Below are 19,701 nucleotides of genomic sequence, written 5' to 3'. Positions count from 1 at the left end.
TGTAGGGACCCAGGTTCCAGATCGGGTTGATCTGGAAGACGCCACCCATGATGGCGACGACGCCCAGGGTGAAGGCGAAGAACGCGCCCTGGTCGGCGGCGAACACCGGGATGATGCGGGCGCCGACGACGTTCTTCTCGGTGCGGCCCGGTCCGGGGAACTGGGTGTGCTTCTGGTACCACACCAGCGCGACGTGCGCGGCGATGAGCGCCAGGATGATGCCCGGCAGCAGCAGCACGTGCGCGATGTACAGACGCGGAATGATGATGGTGCCCGGGAAGTCACCGCCGAAGATCAGCCAGTGCATCCAGGTACCGATGACCGGGATGCCCATGGTGATACCACCGAAGGCGGCGCGCAGACCGGTGCCGGAGAGCAGGTCGTCCGGGATCGAGTAGCCGAAGAAGCCCTCGAACATGGCCAGGATGAGCAGCAGCGAGCCGATCACCCAGTTGGCCTCACGCGGCTTGCGGAAAGCGCCGGTGAAGAAGATGCGGAACAGGTGGATGATGATCGACGACGCGAACAGCAGCGCCGCCCAGTGGTGCACCTGGCGCACGAACAGACCGCCGCGCACCTCGAAGGAGATGTTCAGCGCGGTCTCGTAGGCCCGCGACATGGTGACACCGCGCAGGGGCTGGTAGGCGCCCTGGTAGACGGTCTCCGACATGGACGGGTCGAAGTACAGCGTCAGGTAGATACCCGACAGCAGCAGGATGATGAACGCGTACAGCGCGATCTCACCGAGCAGGAACGACCAGTGGGTCGGGAAGACCTTGTTGATCGATCGCTTGGCGAACGCCGCGAGGCGGTAGCGCTCGTCCATCTCGTTGGCCTGGACGGCCACTTTGCTAGGGCTCATGAACGACGCTCCCAGTAGGCCGGGCCGAGGGGCTCGATGAAGTCGTGCTGGGCGACCAGGTAGCCATCGGCGTTGACGGTGATCGGCAGCTGCGGCAGCGCACGCGCCGCGGGACCGAATACCGGCTTACCCCATTCGGTCGCGGAGAACTGCGACTGGTGGCAGGGGCACAGGATCCGGTTGGTCTGCTGCTCGAACAGCGAGGTGGGGCAGCCGAGGTGGGTGCAGATCTTCGAGTAGGCGAAGTAGTCGCCGAAGTTGAAGCTCTCCTGGCCCTTGCGCTTGATGGCGTGCTCGGCATCGTGGGTGCGCAAGCGAATCAGCATGACCGCGTTGCGGATACCGCGCAGCGATTCCAGCGTCTTGTGCTCGTCACCGCGCCAGGATTCCTTCCAGGGGAAGACGGTCTCCATGGCACCGGCGTCCAGATCCTCCGGCTTGACCAGGACGATGTCCTCGGGGCGGCCGGTGTCGCGACGCAGATAGATGGTCTCGCCCGGGTAGTCCGGGGTCCAGCCCGAGACCCACAGCGGCGACTTGTCGCGCTTGGCCCACGGGTTCTTGATCATGCCGCCGACGAAGACGAGCAGCGCGCCGACGCCCATGACGCCCACACCCAGGCCCGCGGTGCGGGTGATGAGCTTGCGGCGGCCCAGGGTCGAGGTCTCGGCGGCGTCCTGCAGCTGCGCGACCAGGGTCCGGCGGTCGACCTCCTTGGACGCGCCGTCGTGGCGGTCCTGGATGGAGATCTCGGCGGGGATGAAGTGCTTGCGGATCAGCACCACCGCGACGCCGACGGCCAGCACGGCGATGCCGAGGGTGAGGCCGTAGAGCGGGGTGGTCAGCGTGTACATGCCGTTGCCGTCCTGGTGACGGCCCTTGTACTCCCAGGGCCAGAACAGGAAGACACCGATCAGCGCGGCACCCGCGAGCGCGGAGATGCCGAACCAGAGCGCCACCCGGCGCTCGGCGCGCTTCTCGGCCCGGGTACCCGGGACCGGCCAGCGCGGGGCACGGTAGGCGACGTCGACGCCGTCCAGCTCGGTGCCGAGCTTGACCAGCTCGTCCCGGGACATGGCGTCGAGCTGCTCATCGGTGGGTTCGGTGGGGTTGTCCCCCATGCTGTTTCGCTCCTGTTCACTCATGACCGGGAACCGATCCACATCGCGGAGCCGACCAGGACCACGATGCCGACGACCCAGATGGCCAGGCCCTCGGTCGCGGGACCGAAGCCGCCGAGGCCGTAGCCGCCCTCGGACGGGGTCTCCATGCGGTCCTTGATGTAGGCGACGATGTCCTTCTTCTCGTCCGGCGTCAGCTGCCGGTCGGAGAACCGGGGCATGTTCTGCGGGCCGGTCAGCATGGCCAGGTAGAGCTGCTGCTCAGTGGCCTCTTCCAGCGGCGGCGCGAACTTGCCGGACGACAGCGCGCCACCCTTGCCGGTGAAGTTGTGGCAGGAGGCGCAGTTCATGCGGAACAGCTCGCCGCCGCGGCCGAGGTCGCGGTCCTCGACGATGGACTCCTGCGCGATCTCGCCGTTGCCGTCGCGCAGCACGGTCGGACCGCCGCCCTGGGACTGGACGTACGCGCCGAGCGCGTCGGTCTGGTGCGCGTCGAACTTCGGGGGCTTGCGCTGGATCTGCGCCTCGTTGCGGGCGGCGGGCATACGACCGGTGGAAACCTGGAAGTAGACCGCGGCCTCACCGACGCCGATCAGGCTGGGGCCGCGATCCTGGACACCCTGCAGGTTGGCACCGTGGCAGGTGACGCAGGAGGTGTCGTAGATCTGCTTGCCCTCGCGGATCAGCGCGGACTGGTCCTCTTTCGCGGTGGCGACCTGAGCCTGCGGGGTCAGGGCCGACGCCGCGAAGCCGGCTCCGACGAGGCCCATCAGGAGGACCAGACCGCCGGCCAGCTTCCGGCGCATCCGGCGCTGCTTGCGGATCTTGGTGGCCTGGCCGATCCCCTCGGGATCTGGCGCTGACGGGGGAGATGAACTCATCTGTGTCCCTTTGGAGTAGACGGAACCGACTTGTACAAGTTTTTGGGTTGCCGACGCGGGCTGGGCCTCGGCACGTCCGGTGCTAGCGGACGAAGTAGATCGTGGCGAAGAGGCCGATCCAGACGATGTCGACGAAGTGCCAGTAGTAGGAGACGACGATCGCCGCCGTGGCCTGCGCCGGGGTGAACTTGCTGAGCTTGGTGCGGATCAGCAGGAACACGAACGCGATGAGACCGCCGATGACGTGCAGACCGTGGAAGCCCGTGGTGATGAAGAACACCGAGCCGTACACGCTGCTGGAGATCGAGGTGCCCTCCGAGTACAGGGCGTGGTACTCGGTGGCCTGGCCACCGACGAAGAACGCACCCATCAGGAAGGTCAGCAGGTACCAGCGGCGCAGGCCGAAGACGTCACCCTTCTCCGCCGCGAACACGCCCATCTGGCATGTGAAGGAGGAGGCGATCAGCACCGCGGTCACCGGCACGGCGAGCTTCATGTTCAGCTCGGTCGGCTCCGGCGGCCAGTTTCCGTGCGCCTGCGCGCGAGCAACGAAGTACATGGCGAACAAGCCGGCGAAGAACATCAGCTCGCTCGACAGCCAGATGATGGTACCGACGCTGACCATGTTGGGCCGGTTCAGCGAATGCACACGCTGGGTAATGGCCGATCCTGGGGTCCCTACTGCGGTCGTCACGCCGGTAAGTATGACTGGTCGTAGTACGACAGGCGTAGGCGGGTATGAAACTTTGTCGTACGTGTCGGAAAGCCCAGGGCGAGGGCTCGTCTCGCCGGGCTCTCGGCGTGTCCCGGATGAGCCTAGATTGCGCAGGTAAGAGGAAGCTGAGCCCTGTGGAGAGGGATGTATGAGCGTGAAATCGTGGTGGCGGCGGATAGCCGGACGCGGCGGGACAACGGAACTGGACCCGACGCGGCCCGATCTGGTGGTGGTGGCATCGAGTTTCGATGATGCCGAAGCCTGTTCGGCGGCCCTGGGCAAGGCTCTGCAGTGGACATCGGACGATCCAGTAGTCCTTCGGCATCACCTCCGGGTTCCCGCCGACCGGGTCGGTGAGGTGCAAGTCATTGCCGCGCAGATCGGCTATGACACGGCCTCGGTGGACGCGGCCGACCCGGCGAACCTGGTGTTGCAGCGCGTGCAGGTGCTCGACGCCCTGCACTGCTCCCAGGAGCGTTCCCGCATGACGGGAATCGCCCATCGCTACGACGGCCATGTCCTCGGCTGGGACGCCCTGCAGCCCGCCGCCGGTCCTGGCGGAAAGAACTAGCCCCGCACACTAGGCTTGCCCCAACAACACTGGTGTCCGGCGTGGACCGGCAACGGGAAGAGAAGGCAATGAGCGCGCGCAGCTGGAGAGAAATTCTCGGCATCCTCACCGACGGCAACGATCTGTCCTCGGATGAGGCCGCGTGGGCGATGAACGAGATCTTCTCCGACAACGCTACCTCCGCGCAGATCGCGGCCTTCGGCGTGGCCCTGAAGATGAAGGGCCCGACCCCGACCGAGCTGAGCGGCCTGGCCACCGGCATGCTCTCGCACGCGAAGCGGGTGCCGTTCGAGGGCGCGGCGGTGGATATCGTCGGCACCGGCGGCGACCGCTCGGGCAGCGTGAACATCTCCACCATGTCCTCGATCGTGGTGGCGGCCAGTGGGATTCCGGTGATCAAGCACGGCAACCGGGCGGCCTCGTCCAAGAGCGGCGGCGCGGATGTGCTGGAGGCACTGGGCGTGAAGATCGCGCTCGGGCCGGAATCGGTGGCCGAGTGCGTGCGGCAGACCGGCATCGGGTTCTGCTTCGCGCCGGTGTTCCATCCTTCGCTGCGGTTCGCGAGCCAGGCGCGCGGTGAGATCGGGATTCCGACGGTCTTCAATATCCTGGGCCCGCTGACCAATCCGGCCCAGCCCAGCGCGGGCCTGATCGGCTGCGCTTTCCCGGATCTGGTGGCGGTCATCGCGGGTGTGTTCGCCGAACGCGGCGCCTCGGCGCTGGTGGTCCGCGGCAACGACGGCCTGGACGAGATCACCACCGCCGATACCACCGATGTGTGGGTGGTATCGGGCGGCCGGTTGCACGAAACCACCATCGACCCAACCAAACTCGGCATCGAGCGGGTGGATCCGTCGGCGCTGCGCGGCGGTGACGCGACGATGAACGCGGAGATCGCGCGCGCCATGTTCGCCGGCGACCCGGGCCCGGTGCGGGACGCGGTGCTGCTGAATTCGGCGGCGGCGCTGGTGGCGTTCGAGCTGTCCGCCGCGGAGGTGGACGACGATCTGCACACCAAGCTCGCCGCGGCATTGAAGCGGGTGGCCGAGACCGTGGATTCGGGTGCGGCCTCGGCCCTGCTGGATCGCTGGGTCACCGTCTCCAACGGGCTCGGCGCGAACTGACCCCGGGGGGCTTCAGGCCCCTGGTTCGGCCACGGAGTCCACGGCCTGTTTGAAACGGCTCATGGCATCGAAACTCTTGATGCCAGAGGCGGTTTCGACCGAGCTGGAGACGTCGACGCCGAACGGCCGATGGGTCGTGATCACCTCGGCGACATTGTCGGGGCTGAGACCACCGGCCAGCACCACCTGTCCGGGCACCTGCTCCAGCCAGTCCGGGAATTCGGCGAAGACGCCCGATCCGGTGCTGGCGTCGTAGAAGAAGTATTCGCAGACCTGTTCCGGGGTGGGTGCGACGGCCGAGCAGTAGGCCAGATTCGGCAGGTCGGTCCAGTTGTAGAGCTGAATGACGTCGAAGTCGCCGATCACCTCGGCGACCTCGGTCCGGTCGAACGCCACCACGAACGAGCGGATCCGGCCGCGCGCGTACGCCGCCAGCTCGCGCGCCCGGGCGGGCTCGACATACCGCTTGCTCTTGGCCGTGCCGACCACGCCGATGGCCGAGTAGCCGAGCTCGACGGCCCAGTCGATCTGTTCCTCGGTGGTGAGCCCGCACACCTTCACGAACATGGTTCCTGCCCTCTCATGGAAGAGTTCCTCCGAGTGTCCTGAGAGTTCGGGTCACCCAGCTGTGTGTTTGCCCTTCGGGTCCCCGAGGCGGCGTTACAGTTTCGACATGCGATACGGAGTGGTGCTACCCGGCCTGGTGGCCGTGTTCCTGGGCATCGGCATTCCGGTGAGCGCCGCTCACTGGGCTCATGACGAGACCGCCGATCCCGGCACCCTCAGTGTGGACGGCCGCAGCTACGGCATTCCGGGCGACTGCGTGACCATCCGCAGTGTGCCGCGCCGGCTCAGTGTCGACAATGAAACCGCCCTGCGCGCCCAGGTGTACCTGTTCCCCGGTTGCAAGGGCGGCGTCACGCACACCATCGAGCCCGGTCACAGCGGTACCGCGCTGGGCGCGTCCGTGCAGACCCGCTGACCCGGGCGGCTATTCGCCGATCGAGAAGCCGGCCTCCACGTCCGCGCGCGAGTAGGACTTGAACGCGATGTGGGTGGCCGTGCGCAGCACGCCCGGTGTCTTGTTGATCCGGCCGGTGACCACGTCGGCGATCTCCTCGTGGTCGCGCACCCGGACCACGGCGATCAGGTCCACATCCCCCGCGCACGAATAGACCTCGGCCACCCCCTTGATGTCGGCCAGTTCCTGCGCGGTCTCCGGAATCCGATCCGGTTCGGCGGAGATCAACACGATCGCGGTAATCATGAGCCCAACTCTAGGTGATGGCCGGGACGGCAGCGCCGGTCCGGGATCGAACGGTATGGGTCCGGGTCAGTCCGGGATCGAGTCGGTGTGGTCGAGCGGTTCGCCGAGGAGGTCGGTGGCGGCGCGGTGGATTTTTTCCAGCGCCGACATCAGGTGGCGGCGCTCGGCGTCGGTGAGGTCGGCGGTCACCTTGTCGGACAGGGTCTTCCGGTCGGCTTCGACGGGGTCGCGGAGGTCGCGGCCGCGGTCGGTGAGCCAGAGCCGGACCAGGCGGTTGTCCTTGTCGTCGCGGCGGCGGGTGAGCAGGCCGGCGGCGGCCATGCGGGTGGCCATCTTGACGACGGTCGGCGTGGTGACGTTGAGCGCGGCCGCCATCTCCCCCGGTGTGCGGCCGTCCTGTTCCCACAGCACGGCCAGCACGTGATTCTGGCCGAGATGCAGGCCGAGGCGGCGCATATCGCGATCGGCCAAGGCGCGCAAGGCTTTCGAGGTGCGGCCGTGCAGGTCCAGGAAGTCGGCTGAGCCTGGGGAAGACATGCTGCCTCCGATCGGGTGCGGGTATTGACCGTCGATCGTTAGCCGTCTAACGTTTTTCGGTAGACGGCTAACGATCTGGAGATGTCATGCTACTGCTGACCGGAGCGACCGGGAACATCGGCCGCGAACTCACCCGCATCCTCGACGCCAACAACCTCGATTTCCGCGCCCTGGTGCGTGATCCGGCACGGGCGTCGACCCTGCCCGCACGTGCCGCGACCTGCCTGGGCGACCTCGACGATCCGGCGAGCCTGGACCGGGCCATGACCGGAGTCACCGGCCTGTTCCTGCTGGTCCCTGGCATCGGGCTGGACCACACCCGCAACCTGCTGCACGCCGCCGCCAGGGCGGGGGTGAGGCGGATCGTCATGATTTCCTCCGCCCACGTGCTGGTCGAACCACTGCCCGCCATGGGCGGCTGGCACCACGAGCGCGAGAATCTGGTGCGCGCCAGCGGAATTCCGTGCACGATCCTGCGTCCGGGCGGGTACATGTCCAATGCCCTGGAGTGGATTCCGGCGTTGCGGGCGGGCGACCCGATCCTCGACCCCTCCGGTCCGGGCCGCTTCGCCCCGATCGATCCCGCCGATATCGCCGCGGTGGCGGCCCACTGCCTCACCGAGCCCGGCCATATCGGGGCTGCCTATCACCTCACCGGGCCGGAGAGCCTGACCGTCGGTGAACAGGTCGCGATCCTCGCCCGAATCCTGGACCGCGACATCAAGATTCGTGAGGCCGCGACGCCGGAGGAGGCGGTGGCGGCCCGCTTCCCGAACGGCGCTCCCCCGCCGCTGGCCGCGGCGATCGTGGCGGGCTTCGCCCTCATGCGCGCCGACACTGTGGGCGCGCGCACCGACACCGTCGCCGCACTGCTCGGCCGCGCGCCGCGCACCTTCGCCGAATGGTGTGCGGCCAACCGCGCCGCCTTCGAGGATTGACCGAGCCTTCGAGGGCTGACGAACCGCATCCGGCTGACATCACCTGCACCAGTGGCGGGATTCGAACCCGCGGTTTCTTCCTTGACGGGGAAGCGAGGACTCCGGACTCCTCCACACCGGCTGGACCACCCCACGACCTGCGCGCCAGGGCGTCGGTGGCGACGATGACAGTAATGACACGTCGCGGAAAGCGGTACCGAATTTCCGCGGCGGGTCAGCCGAGCTCGGCGAGGAGGGCGCGGGCGTCGTCGGCCTCGGGGACCTCGAGTTCCTCGAAAAGGGCCAGTGCCCTGGCGGAATGGTCGCGGGCGGCGGGAGTCTGCCCGAGCGCGCGGTGGGACTGGGCCAGGCCGAGCAGGGCGCGGGCCTCCTCGGCGCGGTCGCCGAGATCGCGGCAGACCGTGACCGCGGCGGTGAAGTCGGTGACCGCGGCGGCGGGATCGTCCAGCGCGAGGGCGATCTCGCCGAGACCGTTGAGGGCCTCGGCCTCCTCACTGCGGAAGCGGAGTTCCCGGCACAGGTCGAGGGCGCGGCGGTGCCGGCAGCGCGCCTCGTCGGGGCGGTCCTCGCCGAGATGCACCGGGCCGAGGTTGTTGAGTACGACGATTTCCCCTGTGCGGGAGCCCAATTCGCGGTAGAGGCGCAGGGCTTCGCCGAGCCGCTCACGGGCTTCGGGGTAGCGCTCCAGGCGCTCGCTGACGGTGCCGAGGCTGGTGAGGCAGGCCGCCTCACCAGCACGGTCGCCGAATTCGCGGAACAGGGCCAGCCCCTGCCGATAGTGCTCCCCGGCCCGCTCGATGTCGCGCTGCCAGAAGACATACCCGAATACGTAATGGGCCCGGGCCTCCGCCCGACCGTCCCCGGCTGCGCGGGCCGCGTCGAGGGCCTGCTCACCGTAGTCGTGCGCCTCGTCCAGCCGCCCGAATCGCCAGGCGATCCAAGCCAGGTCGCTGCACGCCCGGGACTGCGCGGCCAGGTCCCCATCGCGGCGGCTGCTCCGCAACGCCTGCGTGTGCATGGTGCGCGCGGCACCGTAGTGCCCGTTCCCATCCAGGTAGGCGTGCAGACTGCGTGCCAGCCGCGCCGTGTAACCGGGCCGCGCGGCCTCCTCCGGCGCAATGCAGATGGCCACCAGGTTGATGCGCTCCGCATCGAGCCACTCGATGGCCTGCGCCGCTTCCTCGAAGGTCAGCGACGATCTATCGAACGACTGCGCCCCAGCCGAATCCAGCGCCCCGACGGACTCCCGCGCCGGTGCGAACTCGGATGCACCGGTGAAGTCCGCTGCTCTGGCGAACTCCGATGCTCCGGTCGATTGGGAAGCCGCAGTGGATTCCGAAGCTCTGGTGAACTCCGGTGCGGCGTGGGAGCCGTCGGGGAAGAGTAGTCGGACGGCCCGAGCGGCGGTGTCCTGGTAGTAGCGGTAGAGGGATTCGACTGCGGCGGAGCGGGTTTCGGTGGATTCCTCGTTCGCCGCGGTGGTGCGTGCGTGCTGACGGACCAGGTCGTGCATGGTGTAGCGGCCGGGACGCAGCTGGGTCAGGACGTGCGCGTCGAGGAGGCGCTCGAGGTGGTGCTCGGCCTCGGCGACGGTGAGGCCGGTGAGGGCCGCGGCGGCGTGCGGTTCGATATCGCGCGCGGGGTTGAGCCCGAGCAGCCGGAACATGCGCTGCTCAGCGGGTTCCAGCTGCTGATAGGACAGCGCGAAGGCCGAGGCCACCCCGCGTTCCGGTGTGGCCAGCTCGGTGAGCCGCCGCCGTTGATCCCGCAGCCGCCCGGCCAGGTATTCAACGGTCCACTGGGGCCGGTGCGCGAGCCGCGCGGCCGCGATGCGGATGGCCAGCGGCAGGAATCCGCACAGCTGCAGCACATCCAGCGCCGCCAGCGGTTCCGCGTCCGCCCGCTCCCCAACAATGGCCCGGAACAGTTCGACGGCATCGGCCGCCGCCAGCAGCTCCATCGACAGCGATTGCGCGCCATCCAGATCCAGCAGCCGTCGTCGGCTGGTCACGATCACCCGGTGCGCCCCGCCTCCGGCCAGCAGCGGCCGCACCTGAGCGGTGTCGACCGCATTGTCGAGCACCACGATCACCCGCCGGTCCCGCACTCTGGCCCGCCACAGCGCCGCCCGTTCCGCCTCCCCCGACGGAATGGCGTCGTCGGACACGCCCAGCTGACGCAGCAAGGCCCCCAGCGCGATCCCGATATCCAGCGGCTCCCGCCCCGGCGTATGACCCTGCAGGTCGATGAACAATTGCCCGTCCGGAAACCGCCCCGCCACCGCGTGCGCCAAATGCACTGCGAGCGCGGTCTTCCCGACCCCCGCCATGCCGTCGATGACCGCCACCCCGGCGACCTCCCCGGTGAGCCAGCCCCGCAGCCGCTCGATATCCCCGGCCCGTCCGGTGAAATCGGGGACGTCGTACGGCAGGAAGTTGACCACCTGCCCGGCGGCGGGCAATGCGCTCGCTGCGGGATCGGCAGCCGGATCGATCCTGTCCGCTACTGGGCGCGACGTCGCTTCGAATCGGGCGGCGTCCACGCCGATGCGGCTCGCACCGAGATCCAGAGCCTCCGAATGCTGCTGCGCGGCAGCATCATTCGCGCGATGTCCGACGACCGGGTGCGCACCGGACGACCCCGGCTGGTCCGGGCGGTAGTCGAGGGCGGGGTCGCGACGGAGGATGGCCTGTTCGAGGTCGGCGAAAGCGGGGCTGGGGTCGAGGCCCTGATCGTCGGCGAGGCGGCTGCGGAAGACGCGGGCGGCGGTGAGGGCATCGGGCTGGCGACCGGCGCGATGCAGGGCGAGCACGAGGTGGGCGGTCAGCTTCTCACGCAAGGGGTTCACGGCGAGGTGGTCAGGGAGTTCGTCGATGAGATCGTCGTGGCGGCCCAGGGCGAGGTCGAGTTCGGCGAGCTGTTCGACGGCGCGCAGGCGGCGGTCCTCGAGGCGGGCGCGGGCGTCGGGGGCGTAATCGGCCTTGATGTCGGCGAGGGGCTGACCGCGCCAGAGCCGCAGGGCGGCACGCAGGCGGGCGGTGGCCGCGGCCGGGTCGGTGGCGGATTCGCGGGTGGCCGTGGCGGTTTCGGCGATGAAGACATCGAGGTCGAACTGGCCGGGCGCGGGCTGGATGAGGTAGCCGTTGGCGCGGGTGTGCAGGAGGTCGGCGATGCCCGCGGTGCGCAGCACCTTGCGGACGGCGGTGATGGCGTGATGGATCTGGGAGCGCGCGGTGTCGGGCGGGGTGGGCCCCCACAGCGCGTCGGTGAGCTGGTCGACGGTGGCCACGGTGCGGGCGTTCAGCAACAGGTGCGCCAGCACCGCGCGGTGTCGGGGCGCGAGTCCGGGCACGGTCCGCTCGTCCACCGTCACACCGACCGGTCCGAGCACCGTCAGTCCTACTGTCACCCGCACATCCACCATGAGCCGCTGTTCGTTCGGCACATCGCCGATGTACAGCGAATCTATCAACGCGGCGGCCGATTCTCGAACGATGTCAGGATTGCCGCTACTGGAGCCGGAGGATGCGCCCGCCGCCACCGCCGCCCTCTTCACCGAGGCGCAGCAAGCCTTCGGCATCACCGCGAACCTGACCAAGGCCATGGCCAACAGTCCCTCGGCCCTGCGCGGCTATCTGGATCTCTCGGATGCCCTGCGGCACGGCCGGATTCCGCCCGCCACCCGCGAGCGCCTCGCGCTGCTGGTGGCCCAGCACAATCGCAGTGACTACGAGCTGTCGGCCCACACCTACCGCGGTGCCAAGGTCACCGGGCTGCCCGAGGAGGAGACGATCCGCGCCCGGCAGGCCGCGTCCGCGGACCCGGAAGCCGAAGCGGCCCTGGCCTTCGCGCACGCCCTGCTGGTCCACAACGGCACCGTCACCGACGCCGATCTGCGCACCGCCCAGGACGCCGGCCTGGCCCCGGACCTCCTGGTGGAGATCATCGCCCACGTCGCGCTGAACGTCTTCACCACCTACGTGACGACCGCGGGCCGAGTCGCGATCGACTGGCCGCTGATCCGCCACGACGATTAGCCGCCCGGTCTCGACGTTCGAGGGGCGGGACCGGAATCGACCGGACCGCGGCGCTTCCGGGCCGACACTCCACCCGGGAACGCGGACCGGAACGAGAGCCGGGCAGTTGCACCGTATCGAGAATCCGAGCCGGGCAGGCTCGATCGGCCGGACGGGCAGGCGGGTTGGCCGACCGTCCTGGAAGCTCGGGCCCGGCAGCCGAATCGCGGGGTCGGTTGCGCGGCCCGAACGCCGAGTGGCACACCGCCGCGGGGATTCGACCGATTCCCCTCGGTGGTGTGCCACTCGAGAAATGTCTACCCTTGCGCCCCAAGCTGATTGGGGCGCGGGCAGGTGGTCACCACTGGCCGGGGACGTACTGGCCGCCCAGCTGGCCGGAGATGACGTTCAGGCGGTTCCAGGCGTTGATGGTGGCGATGAGGGAGATCAGCGCGCCGATCTGGTCGTCGTCGTAGTTCTTGCGCACCAGGGCCCAGATGTCCTCGGAGATGCCGCCGCCGTCGGCGAGGCGGGTGCCCTCGTCGGTGAGGGCGAGGGCCGCGCGCTCGGGCTCGGTGAAGACGGTGGATTCCTTCCAGGCGGCGACCATGGCCAGGCGGACCGCGGTCTCACCGGCGTGGGCGGCGTCCTTGGTGTGCATGTCCAGGCACATGCCGCAGCCGTTGATCTGCGAGGCGCGGATCTTGACCAGTTCCTGGGTGGCCTTGGGCAGGCTGGACTCGTCGACGACGCGGGCGGCGGTGACGAGGCGCTTGTTGAACTTGGCGGCGACTTCGTTCTCGTACAGGGCGAAGCGGGTCATTGTTCTCTCTTTTCTCTGTGTCGTTCGTTGGCTTCGTCAGGTTGACGACGCGGCCCACGCGGGTGTGACATCGGGTTCGATGTGATGCCGGTCACACCATCTGGAGCGGTCCGACCGGTCGCGCCGACCTCACGACAATGCCGGTCCGGCTTGATATTTCCGCTGTTCGGACACTGTCTCGCGACGATGTGAATCTTGATTTCGCGAAATCGCCTCCATGGAAGTGGATCCGGCGCGATCATGATTCGGACGATTGTGAACCGACCGGTAGTCACATCCCGGCTACCTAGGGGGTTGCGATGCTCGACGCAGGCAGACATCGGAGAATCTCACCCAGTGGTCAGTGGCAAGGAGTCCGCCCCCAGCTGGGGCGCGTCCGGCCCGGCCGCCATCACCGCAGAACATCGAATCAGTTCCGCACCAAGGCCATCCAGGCCCTGCTGCCCGGCGCGACCGTCATCGCACTGGCGACGGCCGCCGCCCCGGCCCACGCCGACGCGCCGCCGCAGCCGGTGCAGATCGATTCCATCGCCGAGCTCTCCCAGAACATGCTGGCGACCATCAACGCGTTGCAGACCTTCAATATCCCCGGCATGGACCTGCCGGGCGTGAACCTGCCCGCGCTGTTCACCCCGGACACCGCGATCGTGGTGCTCGGTTACGGTCTGCAGCCCGACGGCTCGATGCGCCCGGAGCTCATGGCCCGGCTCTACGCCGGCTACGTCTCGGCCCTGCTCTCGCCGCAGGCCCCGGTCATCGTGACCGGCGGCAATCCGCAGAACGGGGTGACCGAGGCGGACGCCATGGCGGACTGGCTGGTCGAGCGCGGCATCGACCGCACTCGCATACATACCGAGACCAAGGCGAATTCGACGGTCCAGAACGCGGCATTCTCGGCGCAGCTGATGGATGCCATCGGCGCGCACGCGGCGATCCTGATCACCTCGGCGAACCACATCGCCCGGGCGCTGATGAATTTCCAGGCGGCCGGCATCTCGGTGGTGGCGACCATGACGCCGGACGCCGCCCCGCTGTCGGCGGTGCCGTTCGGACCACGCGGCTAGCCCGCGGAACACCGCCGGTCCGCGAAAAGCCAGGGCCCGCCGATCGATTCGATCGGCGGGCCCTGGTCTGCGCGCCTCAGGCAAGGTAGCGGGCAATGCTCTCCGCGACGCAGGCGGGCTTGTCCTGCCCCTCGATCTCGACGGTGACCGTCCGCACGGCCTGCACGCCGCCGGGGATGTCGGTCACGGCGTCGAGGGTGAAGCGCCCGCGGATGCGGCTGTCCACCGGCACCGGATTGATGAACCAAACCTTGTTGAGCCGCGGTGTTCCTCCCGCTAGGCGTAGCGCTGCTTCAGTTCGCGCTTGAGGATCTTGTGGGTGGGCCCCATGGGCAGTTCGGTGACGAACTCGACGCGGCGCGGGTACTTGTACCGCGCCACATGCTCTTTCGCATAGTCGATGACGTCCTCGGCGGTGAGCGGTCCGGACGGCACGACGACCGCGAGGATCTCCTCGCCGTAGTTCTCGTCCGGCACACCGATGATCGCCACCTGCGCGATGTTCGGGTGCCGCAGCAGCGCGGCCTCCACCTCGGTCGGGTACACGTTGAACCCGCCGCGAATGATCATCTCCTTGATCCGGTCCACGATGCGCAGGTAGCCCTGCTCGTCCTTGACGCCCAGGTCGCCGGTGCGGAACCAGCCTTCCACCATGACCTCCGCGGTGGCCTCGGGATTGCCGGTGTAGCCGCTGAACACATTGTGGCCACGCACCACGACCTCACCGATGGTGCCGGTCGGCAGGAGTTCGATGCGGTCGCGCACCTCGGCGGCGGCGATCTCGACGTCGACGCCCCACACCGGGTGGCCGACGGTGCCGATCTGCGGGCCAAGTAGCGGCTGGTTCACCGTTGCGGTGGGCGAGGTTTCGGACAGGCCGTAGCCCTCGAGGATGTGCGAGCCGAAGACCTTCTCGAACTCCTCGATGATGACCGGCGGCATGGCCGCGCCGCCGCTGATGCACAACCGCAGCTGCGGCAGTTCCGCCGCGCCCCCGGCCGCTTCGAGCAGCCCGTGGTACATGGTCGGCACACCATGGAAGGTGTTGACGTTCTCCTTCACCATGAGCTCGAGCGCCTGTGCCGCATCGAATCTCGGCATGAGCACCAGGGTCGCGCCGAGCCGCCAGTGCGAGTTCATGGAGACGGTCTGCCCGAACACGTGGAACAGCGGCAGCGCACCCAGGGCGATGTCCTCGCGCTCGACCTCGTTGGCGTCGAAGGCGTTCACCGTCGCGCACATGACCATATTGAGGTGGCTGAGTTCCGCGCCCTTGGGGCGGCCGGTGGTGCCGCTGGTGTAGAACACCACCGCGGTGTCGAGCGGGCTGCGCGCCACATACGCCGGAATCGCCTCGCCGGAAAGCTCTTTCGGGCTCAGGCAGTCGATGCCGACCCGGCCGGCCGCCTCCTTGCCGACGGCCTCCACCATCGGATGGCAGATCATGACCTTGGCCCCGCTGTCGCGCAGCACGTATTCCGCCTCGTCCGCGGTGAGCAGCAGGTGCACCGGCACCACGGTCGCACCCGCGGCCAGGATGGCGAAGTACGCGCGCGGGAAATCAGCGGTATTGGGTCCCATGAGCGCGACCCGGTCACCCGGCCGCACCCCGAGTTCGATGAGCGCCCCGGCCTGTTCGCGGGCCTGCCGCCACAGGTCGCGGAAGGTGATGCGCTGGTCGCCCTCGATCAGGGCGATGTGGTCGGGTCGCCGCCACGCCGGTTCGGCGAGGATGCCGGCCAGGGAGAGAGTCGCGTTCATTGAGACCTCGGTTCGATCGGTTGGTCAGAGACCCATGTCCTTGGCGATGATCATCTTCATGACTTCGCTGGTGCCGCCGTAAATGCGGTTCACGCGGTTGTCGGCGTAGAGGCGGGCGACCGGGTACTCGTTGATGAAGCCGTAGCCGCCGTGCAGCTGCAGGCAGCGGTCGATGACGCGGTGGGCGACCTCGGTGCAGAAGAGCTTGGCGGAGGCGGCATCCGCCGGGGTCAGGGTGCCCTCGTCGAGGGCCTCGAGGCCGCGATCTACCACGGCCTCGGCGGCGTCCACCTCGGCCTGACAAGCGGCGAGTTCGAACTTGGTGTTCTGGAAGCTGGCGACCGGCTGACCGAAGACGTTGCGCTGCCGGGTGTATTCCTTGGCGAAGCGGATCGCGGCCTTGGCCTGCGCGTACGCGCCGACCGCGATGGACAGCCGCTCCTGCGGGAGGTTTTGGCCCAGGTAGGAGAATCCCTTGTGCTCCTCGCCGAGCAGGTCCTCGACCGGCACCTTGACGTCGGTGAAGTTGAGCTCGGCGGTGTCGGAGACCTTGAGGCCCAGCTTGTCCAGCTTGCGTCCGACGCTGTAACCCGGGGACTTGGTGTCCACCACGAACAGCGAGATGCCGTGGCGGCGATCGGTGTCGCTGGGCGGGGCGGTGCGGGCGCAGACGATGACGCGGTCGGCGAGCACGCCGCCGGTGATGAAGGTCTTGGACCCGTTCAGCACGTAGTGCGTGCCGTCCGCGGAAAGCTTTGCGGTGGTGCGCATTCCGGCCAGGTCGGAGCCGGTGCCGGGCTCGGTCATGGCGATGGCGAACATGATCTCGCCGGTGACGAAGCCGGGCAGCCAGCGCTGCTTCTGCTCCACGGTGGCGAGGTTCTTGATGTAGGGCAGGCACAGTCCGACGTGCACGCCCGAGCCGCCGAAGGACACCGCGGCGCGGGCGCATTCCTCCATGAGGATGGCCTGGAACTTGAACGACTCGATGCCCGCGCCGCCGTACTCCTCGGGCACCTCGATGCCGAATACGCCGAGTTCGCCCAGCTTGTAATAGAAGTCGCGGGGCGCGATGCCGGCGGCGTACCACTCCTCGTAGACGGGCACGACCTCGGCCTCGATGAACGCGCGCACGGTCTCGCGGAAGGCGTCGTGGTCCTTGTCGAAAACTGTTCTCTGCATGGGGAAGATCTCTCCGAACTAGAGGCGGCGGCCGCCGTCGACGTAAATGGTCTGGCCCGTGACGAACGAGGCGTTGTCGGAGACCAGGAAGGACACCACGTTCGCGATGTCGGCGGGCTCGCCGACCCGGCGCAGCGGGGTGATCTTGGCGGCCTCGGCGCGGAACTCCTCCGGCGACACGCCCACGCGGGCGGCGGTGGCATCGGTCATCTCGGTGACGATGAAGCCCGGCGCGACGGCATTCACGTTGATGCCGAACGGGCCCAATTCCATGGCGAGCGTGCGGGTCAGGCCCTGGATGCCCATCTTGGCGGCCGAGTAGTTGGCCTGGCCGCGGCTGCCCAGCGCGGACACGCTGGAGGTGTTGACGATCTTGCCGGACTTCTGCTTCACCATGTACTTCTGCGCCTCCCGCGAGCACAGGAACGTGCCCTTCAGGTGCACGGACATGACGATGTCCCAGTCGTCCACGGACATCTTGAACAGCAGGTTGTCGCGCAGCACGCCGGCATTGTTGACCAGCACGTCGACCGAACCCAGTTCCGCGGCAATGCGTTCGAACGCGGCGGCGACCTGCGCCTCGTCGGTGACATTGCAGCCCACCGCGATGGCCGTGCCGCCCTGGGCGGCAATGGCGTCCACGGCGTCCTTGCAGGCGGCCTCGTCGAGATCGACGATGGCGACGGCGAAGCCGTCGGCGGCCAGGCGGGCCGCGGTGCCCGCGCCGATTCCGCGGGCCCCACCGGTCACGACTGCGACTTTCGACATGACTGAATCTCCCTGTCTGTGAATGACGTTCAGAGGAAGGCGTTCACGCCGGTGAGGGCGCGTCCGATGAGCAGTTTCTGGATCTGGCTGGTGCCCTCGTAGAGGGTGAGCACGCGGGCGTCGCGCAGGTACTTCGACACGGGGTACTCGTCGATGTAGCCATATCCGCCGAACACCTGGATGGCATTGTTGGCGGCCTTCACCGCGGCCTCGCTGGCGAACAGCTTGGCGACCGAGGCCTCGGTGCCGAACGGCTTGCCCTTCCCGACCAGGTCGGCGACCCGCCAGGTGAGCAGCCGCGCCGCCTCGACATCGACGGCGATATCGGAGATGAGTTCCTGGACCAGCTGATAGGAGGCGATCGGCTTGCCGAACTGCTCGCGCTCCCGAGCGTATTTGACGGCGGCCTCCAGGCAGCCGCGCGCGACGCCGACACACCCGGCGGCCACACCCATGCGGCCCTTGTCCAGGGCGGCCATGGCGATCTTGAAGCCCTGGCCGAGCTCGCCGAGCCGGTTGGCATCGGACACCCGGACCTGGTCGAGAACGAGTTCGGCGGTGGCCTGGCCGCGCAGGCCGAGCTTGCCCTTGATCTCGGTGCGCCCGAAGCCGGGGGCGTCGGTGGGCACCAGGAACGCGGTCACGCCCTTGGGACCGGGGCCGCCGGTGCGAGCGAAGATGATGGCGACATCGGCCCAGGTGCCGTTGGTGATGAACATCTTGGTGCCCGACAGCAGCCAATCGTCGCCGTCGGCAACGGCTTTGGTGGTGAGGCTGCCCGCGTCGGAGCCGGCGCCGGGTTCGGTGAGGCCGAAGCAGCCCAGTGACTGCCCGGCGCACAGGCGCGGCAGCCACTCCCGCTTCTGGGTCTCGGTGCCGTAGGTCTTGATCGACTTGGCCACCAGGCCGAGCGAAACGGACACGATGCCGCGCACCGAGCTGTCGCCGCGGCCGAGTTCCTCGAGCAGGACGCAGTAGTCCAGGGCCGTACCGCCGGAGCCGCCGTACTCCTCCGGGATCTCGATACCGAGGAAGCCCATCTCACCGAGCTTGCCGACGATCGCGGTATCGACCGCCTCGGCCCGATCCCAGGCGGCCGCGTGCGGAACGACCTCTTTGTCCACCCAGGCCCGGGCCAGCTCGCGCAGTTCGCGCTGCGACTCGCCGAGTTCGAAGTCCATGGTTGCGATAGCTCCTAACCAAACGTTGTTAGGTTTATGACCCCGAAGTTATCCTAACAGTGTTCGGTTAATCAAGGACCGAATGATAAATTCGACGTCCGCCGGGGGATCGCTGGGGTCTTCCACCGAAGGAGGTGAGCCGGATGGCCAGGCCGAAGGTGCCGCTGCTGAGCCGCGAACGGATTCGCGACGCGGCCCTGACCCTGATCGACCGCGACGGGCTCGCCGAGCTGTCCATGCGCAAGCTCGCCGCCGAACTCGGTGTGCAGGCTGCCTCCCTCTACACCCACTACCCCACCAAGGACGCCGTCCTCGACGACATAGCGGGCGGTCTCATGGCGCGGGTCGATGTGTCGGCCTTCGACCAGGGCTGGCGAGCCGGCCTCACCTCATGGGCCCACTCCTACCGCGACGCCCTGGTCCGGCACCCCAACTTCGTCGCCTACCTGGCCGCCGGACCTGGCACCCGCGACGAGAACCTGCGCGCCGCCGACGCCGTCCACGGCGGCCTGGTCTCCGCGGGCTGGCCCCCGCGCGACGCCACCATGATCGGCGCGGCCACCCGCTACCTGGTCATGGGCGCCACCATGGGCTCGTTCTCCCGTGGTTTCGTCGACGACGTCCAGGTCTATCGCGACCGCTACCCGCATCTGGAGCAGGCGCATCTGCTGCGCGCCAAGGCCGACGAGATCGATTCGGAGAGTTTCGAATTGGCACTGTCGGCCTTCACCGACGGCCTGCAGCTGCGCTTCGACGCCATCGAGAAGGAGCGGGCCCGCCGGCGGCAGACCCGCTCGAATCCCCGCTCCGGCTAGGGGATGCGTCCCGCCGACGTTTCACTCAGCGGGAGAGTTCTGGTCAATTGTCCGAATTTGCTGCGGAAGTGCCGG

At 68.3% G+C, this 19,701-nt stretch carries 21 protein-coding genes and 1 tRNA gene; 7 read left to right on the top strand and 15 right to left on the bottom strand.

The genetic code is table 11. The features are described 5' to 3' along the window. The 4 genes from ACFXHE_RS38330 to ACFXHE_RS38315 all read right to left on the bottom strand — a co-directional run. Positions 1-862 (bottom strand): cytochrome bc complex cytochrome b subunit (locus tag ACFXHE_RS38330; protein ID WP_379389735.1); only part of this gene is annotated, 862 nt, incomplete at its 3' end. Continuing rightward, entirely contained in the window at positions 859-2,007 is a 1,149-nt protein-coding gene (locus tag ACFXHE_RS38325; RefSeq protein ID WP_364616283.1) for a ubiquinol-cytochrome c reductase iron-sulfur subunit, read from the bottom strand. The genes ACFXHE_RS38330 and ACFXHE_RS38325, both read right to left, overlap by 4 nt. Next, the gene (locus ACFXHE_RS38320) at positions 2,004-2,864 is read right to left on the bottom strand and encodes a c-type cytochrome (protein WP_379389733.1); all 861 of its coding nucleotides are present in this window, start codon (positions 2,862-2,864) and stop codon (positions 2,004-2,006) included. The genes ACFXHE_RS38325 and ACFXHE_RS38320 overlap by 4 nt, the downstream gene beginning before the upstream one ends. 82 nt (positions 2,865-2,946) lie before the next feature. Continuing rightward, positions 2,947-3,558, bottom strand: a complete 612-nt coding sequence (locus tag ACFXHE_RS38315) for a heme-copper oxidase subunit III (RefSeq protein WP_083868641.1) — start codon at positions 3,556-3,558, stop codon at positions 2,947-2,949. A gap of 169 nt (positions 3,559-3,727) precedes the next feature. On the opposite strand from ACFXHE_RS38315, the gene ACFXHE_RS38310 reads away from it, so the two are divergent. Next, positions 3,728-4,150 (top strand): hypothetical protein, encoded by a 423-nt coding sequence (locus ACFXHE_RS38310; protein WP_379389731.1) that lies wholly within the window; start codon positions 3,728-3,730, stop codon positions 4,148-4,150. A 68-nt stretch (positions 4,151-4,218) separates the two neighbouring features. Then, positions 4,219-5,274, top strand: coding sequence for an anthranilate phosphoribosyltransferase (trpD, locus tag ACFXHE_RS38305; protein WP_379389729.1), 1,056 nt, complete (start codon positions 4,219-4,221; stop codon positions 5,272-5,274). A gap of 12 nt (positions 5,275-5,286) precedes the next feature. On the opposite strand, the gene ACFXHE_RS38300 is transcribed toward trpD, so the two are convergent. Then, complete coding sequence (locus ACFXHE_RS38300) at positions 5,287-5,841, bottom strand: hypothetical protein (protein WP_379389727.1); 555 nt, start codon at positions 5,839-5,841, stop codon at positions 5,287-5,289. Positions 5,842-5,947: 106 nt separating this feature from the next. Between ACFXHE_RS38300 and ACFXHE_RS38295 the strand changes: the two genes are divergently transcribed. Then, a complete protein-coding gene (locus tag ACFXHE_RS38295) occupies positions 5,948-6,256 on the top strand; it encodes a hypothetical protein (protein ID WP_379389725.1) in 309 nt (102 codons plus the stop codon). 9 nt (positions 6,257-6,265) lie between these two features. Here ACFXHE_RS38295 and ACFXHE_RS38290 read toward each other — a convergent pair whose 3' ends face one another. Both ACFXHE_RS38290 and ACFXHE_RS38285 read right to left on the bottom strand, forming a co-directional pair. Continuing rightward, entirely contained in the window at positions 6,266-6,541 is a 276-nt protein-coding gene (locus ACFXHE_RS38290) for an Lrp/AsnC family transcriptional regulator (RefSeq protein WP_040856541.1), read from the bottom strand. Between the two features lie 66 nt (positions 6,542-6,607). After that, positions 6,608-7,078, bottom strand: coding sequence for a MarR family winged helix-turn-helix transcriptional regulator (locus ACFXHE_RS38285; protein ID WP_379389723.1), 471 nt, complete (start codon positions 7,076-7,078; stop codon positions 6,608-6,610). Positions 7,079-7,164: 86 nt separating this feature from the next. Between ACFXHE_RS38285 and ACFXHE_RS38280 the strand changes: the two genes are divergently transcribed. Continuing rightward, positions 7,165-8,016, top strand: a complete 852-nt coding sequence (locus ACFXHE_RS38280) for an NAD(P)H-binding protein (RefSeq protein WP_379389721.1) — start codon at positions 7,165-7,167, stop codon at positions 8,014-8,016. A 46-nt stretch (positions 8,017-8,062) separates the two neighbouring features. Here ACFXHE_RS38280 and ACFXHE_RS38275 read toward each other — a convergent pair. Both ACFXHE_RS38275 and ACFXHE_RS38270 read right to left on the bottom strand, forming a co-directional pair. After that, a tRNA-Asp gene (locus ACFXHE_RS38275) sits at positions 8,063-8,137 on the bottom strand. Positions 8,138-8,230: 93 nt separating this feature from the next. Beyond that, the gene (locus tag ACFXHE_RS38270) at positions 8,231-11,461 is read right to left on the bottom strand and encodes a BTAD domain-containing putative transcriptional regulator (RefSeq protein ID WP_379389719.1); all 3,231 of its coding nucleotides are present in this window, start codon (positions 11,459-11,461) and stop codon (positions 8,231-8,233) included. A 49-nt stretch (positions 11,462-11,510) separates the two neighbouring features. On the opposite strand from ACFXHE_RS38270, the gene ACFXHE_RS38265 reads away from it, so the two are divergent. After that, positions 11,511-12,053, top strand: a complete 543-nt coding sequence (locus ACFXHE_RS38265; protein ID WP_379389717.1) for a carboxymuconolactone decarboxylase family protein — start codon at positions 11,511-11,513, stop codon at positions 12,051-12,053. A 337-nt stretch (positions 12,054-12,390) separates the two neighbouring features. Here ACFXHE_RS38265 and ACFXHE_RS38260 read toward each other — a convergent pair whose 3' ends face one another. Continuing rightward, a complete protein-coding gene (locus ACFXHE_RS38260; protein WP_379389715.1) occupies positions 12,391-12,855 on the bottom strand; it encodes a carboxymuconolactone decarboxylase family protein in 465 nt (154 codons plus the stop codon). Positions 12,856-13,154: 299 nt separating this feature from the next. Here ACFXHE_RS38260 and ACFXHE_RS38255 point away from each other — a divergent pair, with 299 nt between their 5' ends. Then, positions 13,155-13,919 (top strand): YdcF family protein, encoded by a 765-nt coding sequence (locus ACFXHE_RS38255; protein WP_379389714.1) that lies wholly within the window; start codon positions 13,155-13,157, stop codon positions 13,917-13,919. Positions 13,920-13,995: 76 nt separating this feature from the next. Here the strand turns inward: ACFXHE_RS38255 and ACFXHE_RS38250 are convergent, their stop codons facing one another. From ACFXHE_RS38250 to ACFXHE_RS38230, 5 genes are read right to left on the bottom strand one after another with little or no spacing between them, the layout of a single operon-like run. Continuing rightward, the gene (locus tag ACFXHE_RS38250) at positions 13,996-14,151 is read right to left on the bottom strand and encodes a hypothetical protein (protein ID WP_379389712.1); all 156 of its coding nucleotides are present in this window, start codon (positions 14,149-14,151) and stop codon (positions 13,996-13,998) included. A 44-nt stretch (positions 14,152-14,195) separates the two neighbouring features. Then, positions 14,196-15,680, bottom strand: coding sequence for a long-chain fatty acid--CoA ligase (locus ACFXHE_RS38245; protein ID WP_379389710.1), 1,485 nt, complete (start codon positions 15,678-15,680; stop codon positions 14,196-14,198). A 24-nt stretch (positions 15,681-15,704) separates the two neighbouring features. Continuing rightward, complete coding sequence (locus tag ACFXHE_RS38240) at positions 15,705-16,862, bottom strand: acyl-CoA dehydrogenase family protein (protein ID WP_379389708.1); 1,158 nt, start codon at positions 16,860-16,862, stop codon at positions 15,705-15,707. 18 nt (positions 16,863-16,880) lie between these two features. Next, positions 16,881-17,630 carry a 3-oxoacyl-ACP reductase FabG gene (gene fabG / locus ACFXHE_RS38235; protein WP_379389706.1) on the bottom strand — a complete coding sequence of 250 codons (750 nt, stop codon included), beginning with the start codon at positions 17,628-17,630 and terminating at the stop codon, positions 16,881-16,883. Between the two features lie 29 nt (positions 17,631-17,659). Next, a complete protein-coding gene (locus ACFXHE_RS38230) occupies positions 17,660-18,811 on the bottom strand; it encodes an acyl-CoA dehydrogenase family protein (RefSeq protein WP_379389704.1) in 1,152 nt (383 codons plus the stop codon). Between the two features lie 143 nt (positions 18,812-18,954). Between ACFXHE_RS38230 and ACFXHE_RS38225 the strand changes: the two genes are divergently transcribed. Beyond that, the gene (locus tag ACFXHE_RS38225; RefSeq protein ID WP_364616331.1) at positions 18,955-19,626 is read left to right on the top strand and encodes a TetR family transcriptional regulator; all 672 of its coding nucleotides are present in this window, start codon (positions 18,955-18,957) and stop codon (positions 19,624-19,626) included. Positions 19,627-19,701 lie beyond the last annotated feature (75 nt).

The organism is Nocardia sp. NPDC059229 (assembly GCF_042754165.1).
GTDB lineage: Bacteria > Actinomycetota > Actinomycetes > Mycobacteriales > Mycobacteriaceae > Nocardia.
The sequence above is the reverse complement of the archived record's forward strand: the minus strand, read 5'-3'. Positions and strand labels throughout refer to the sequence as shown.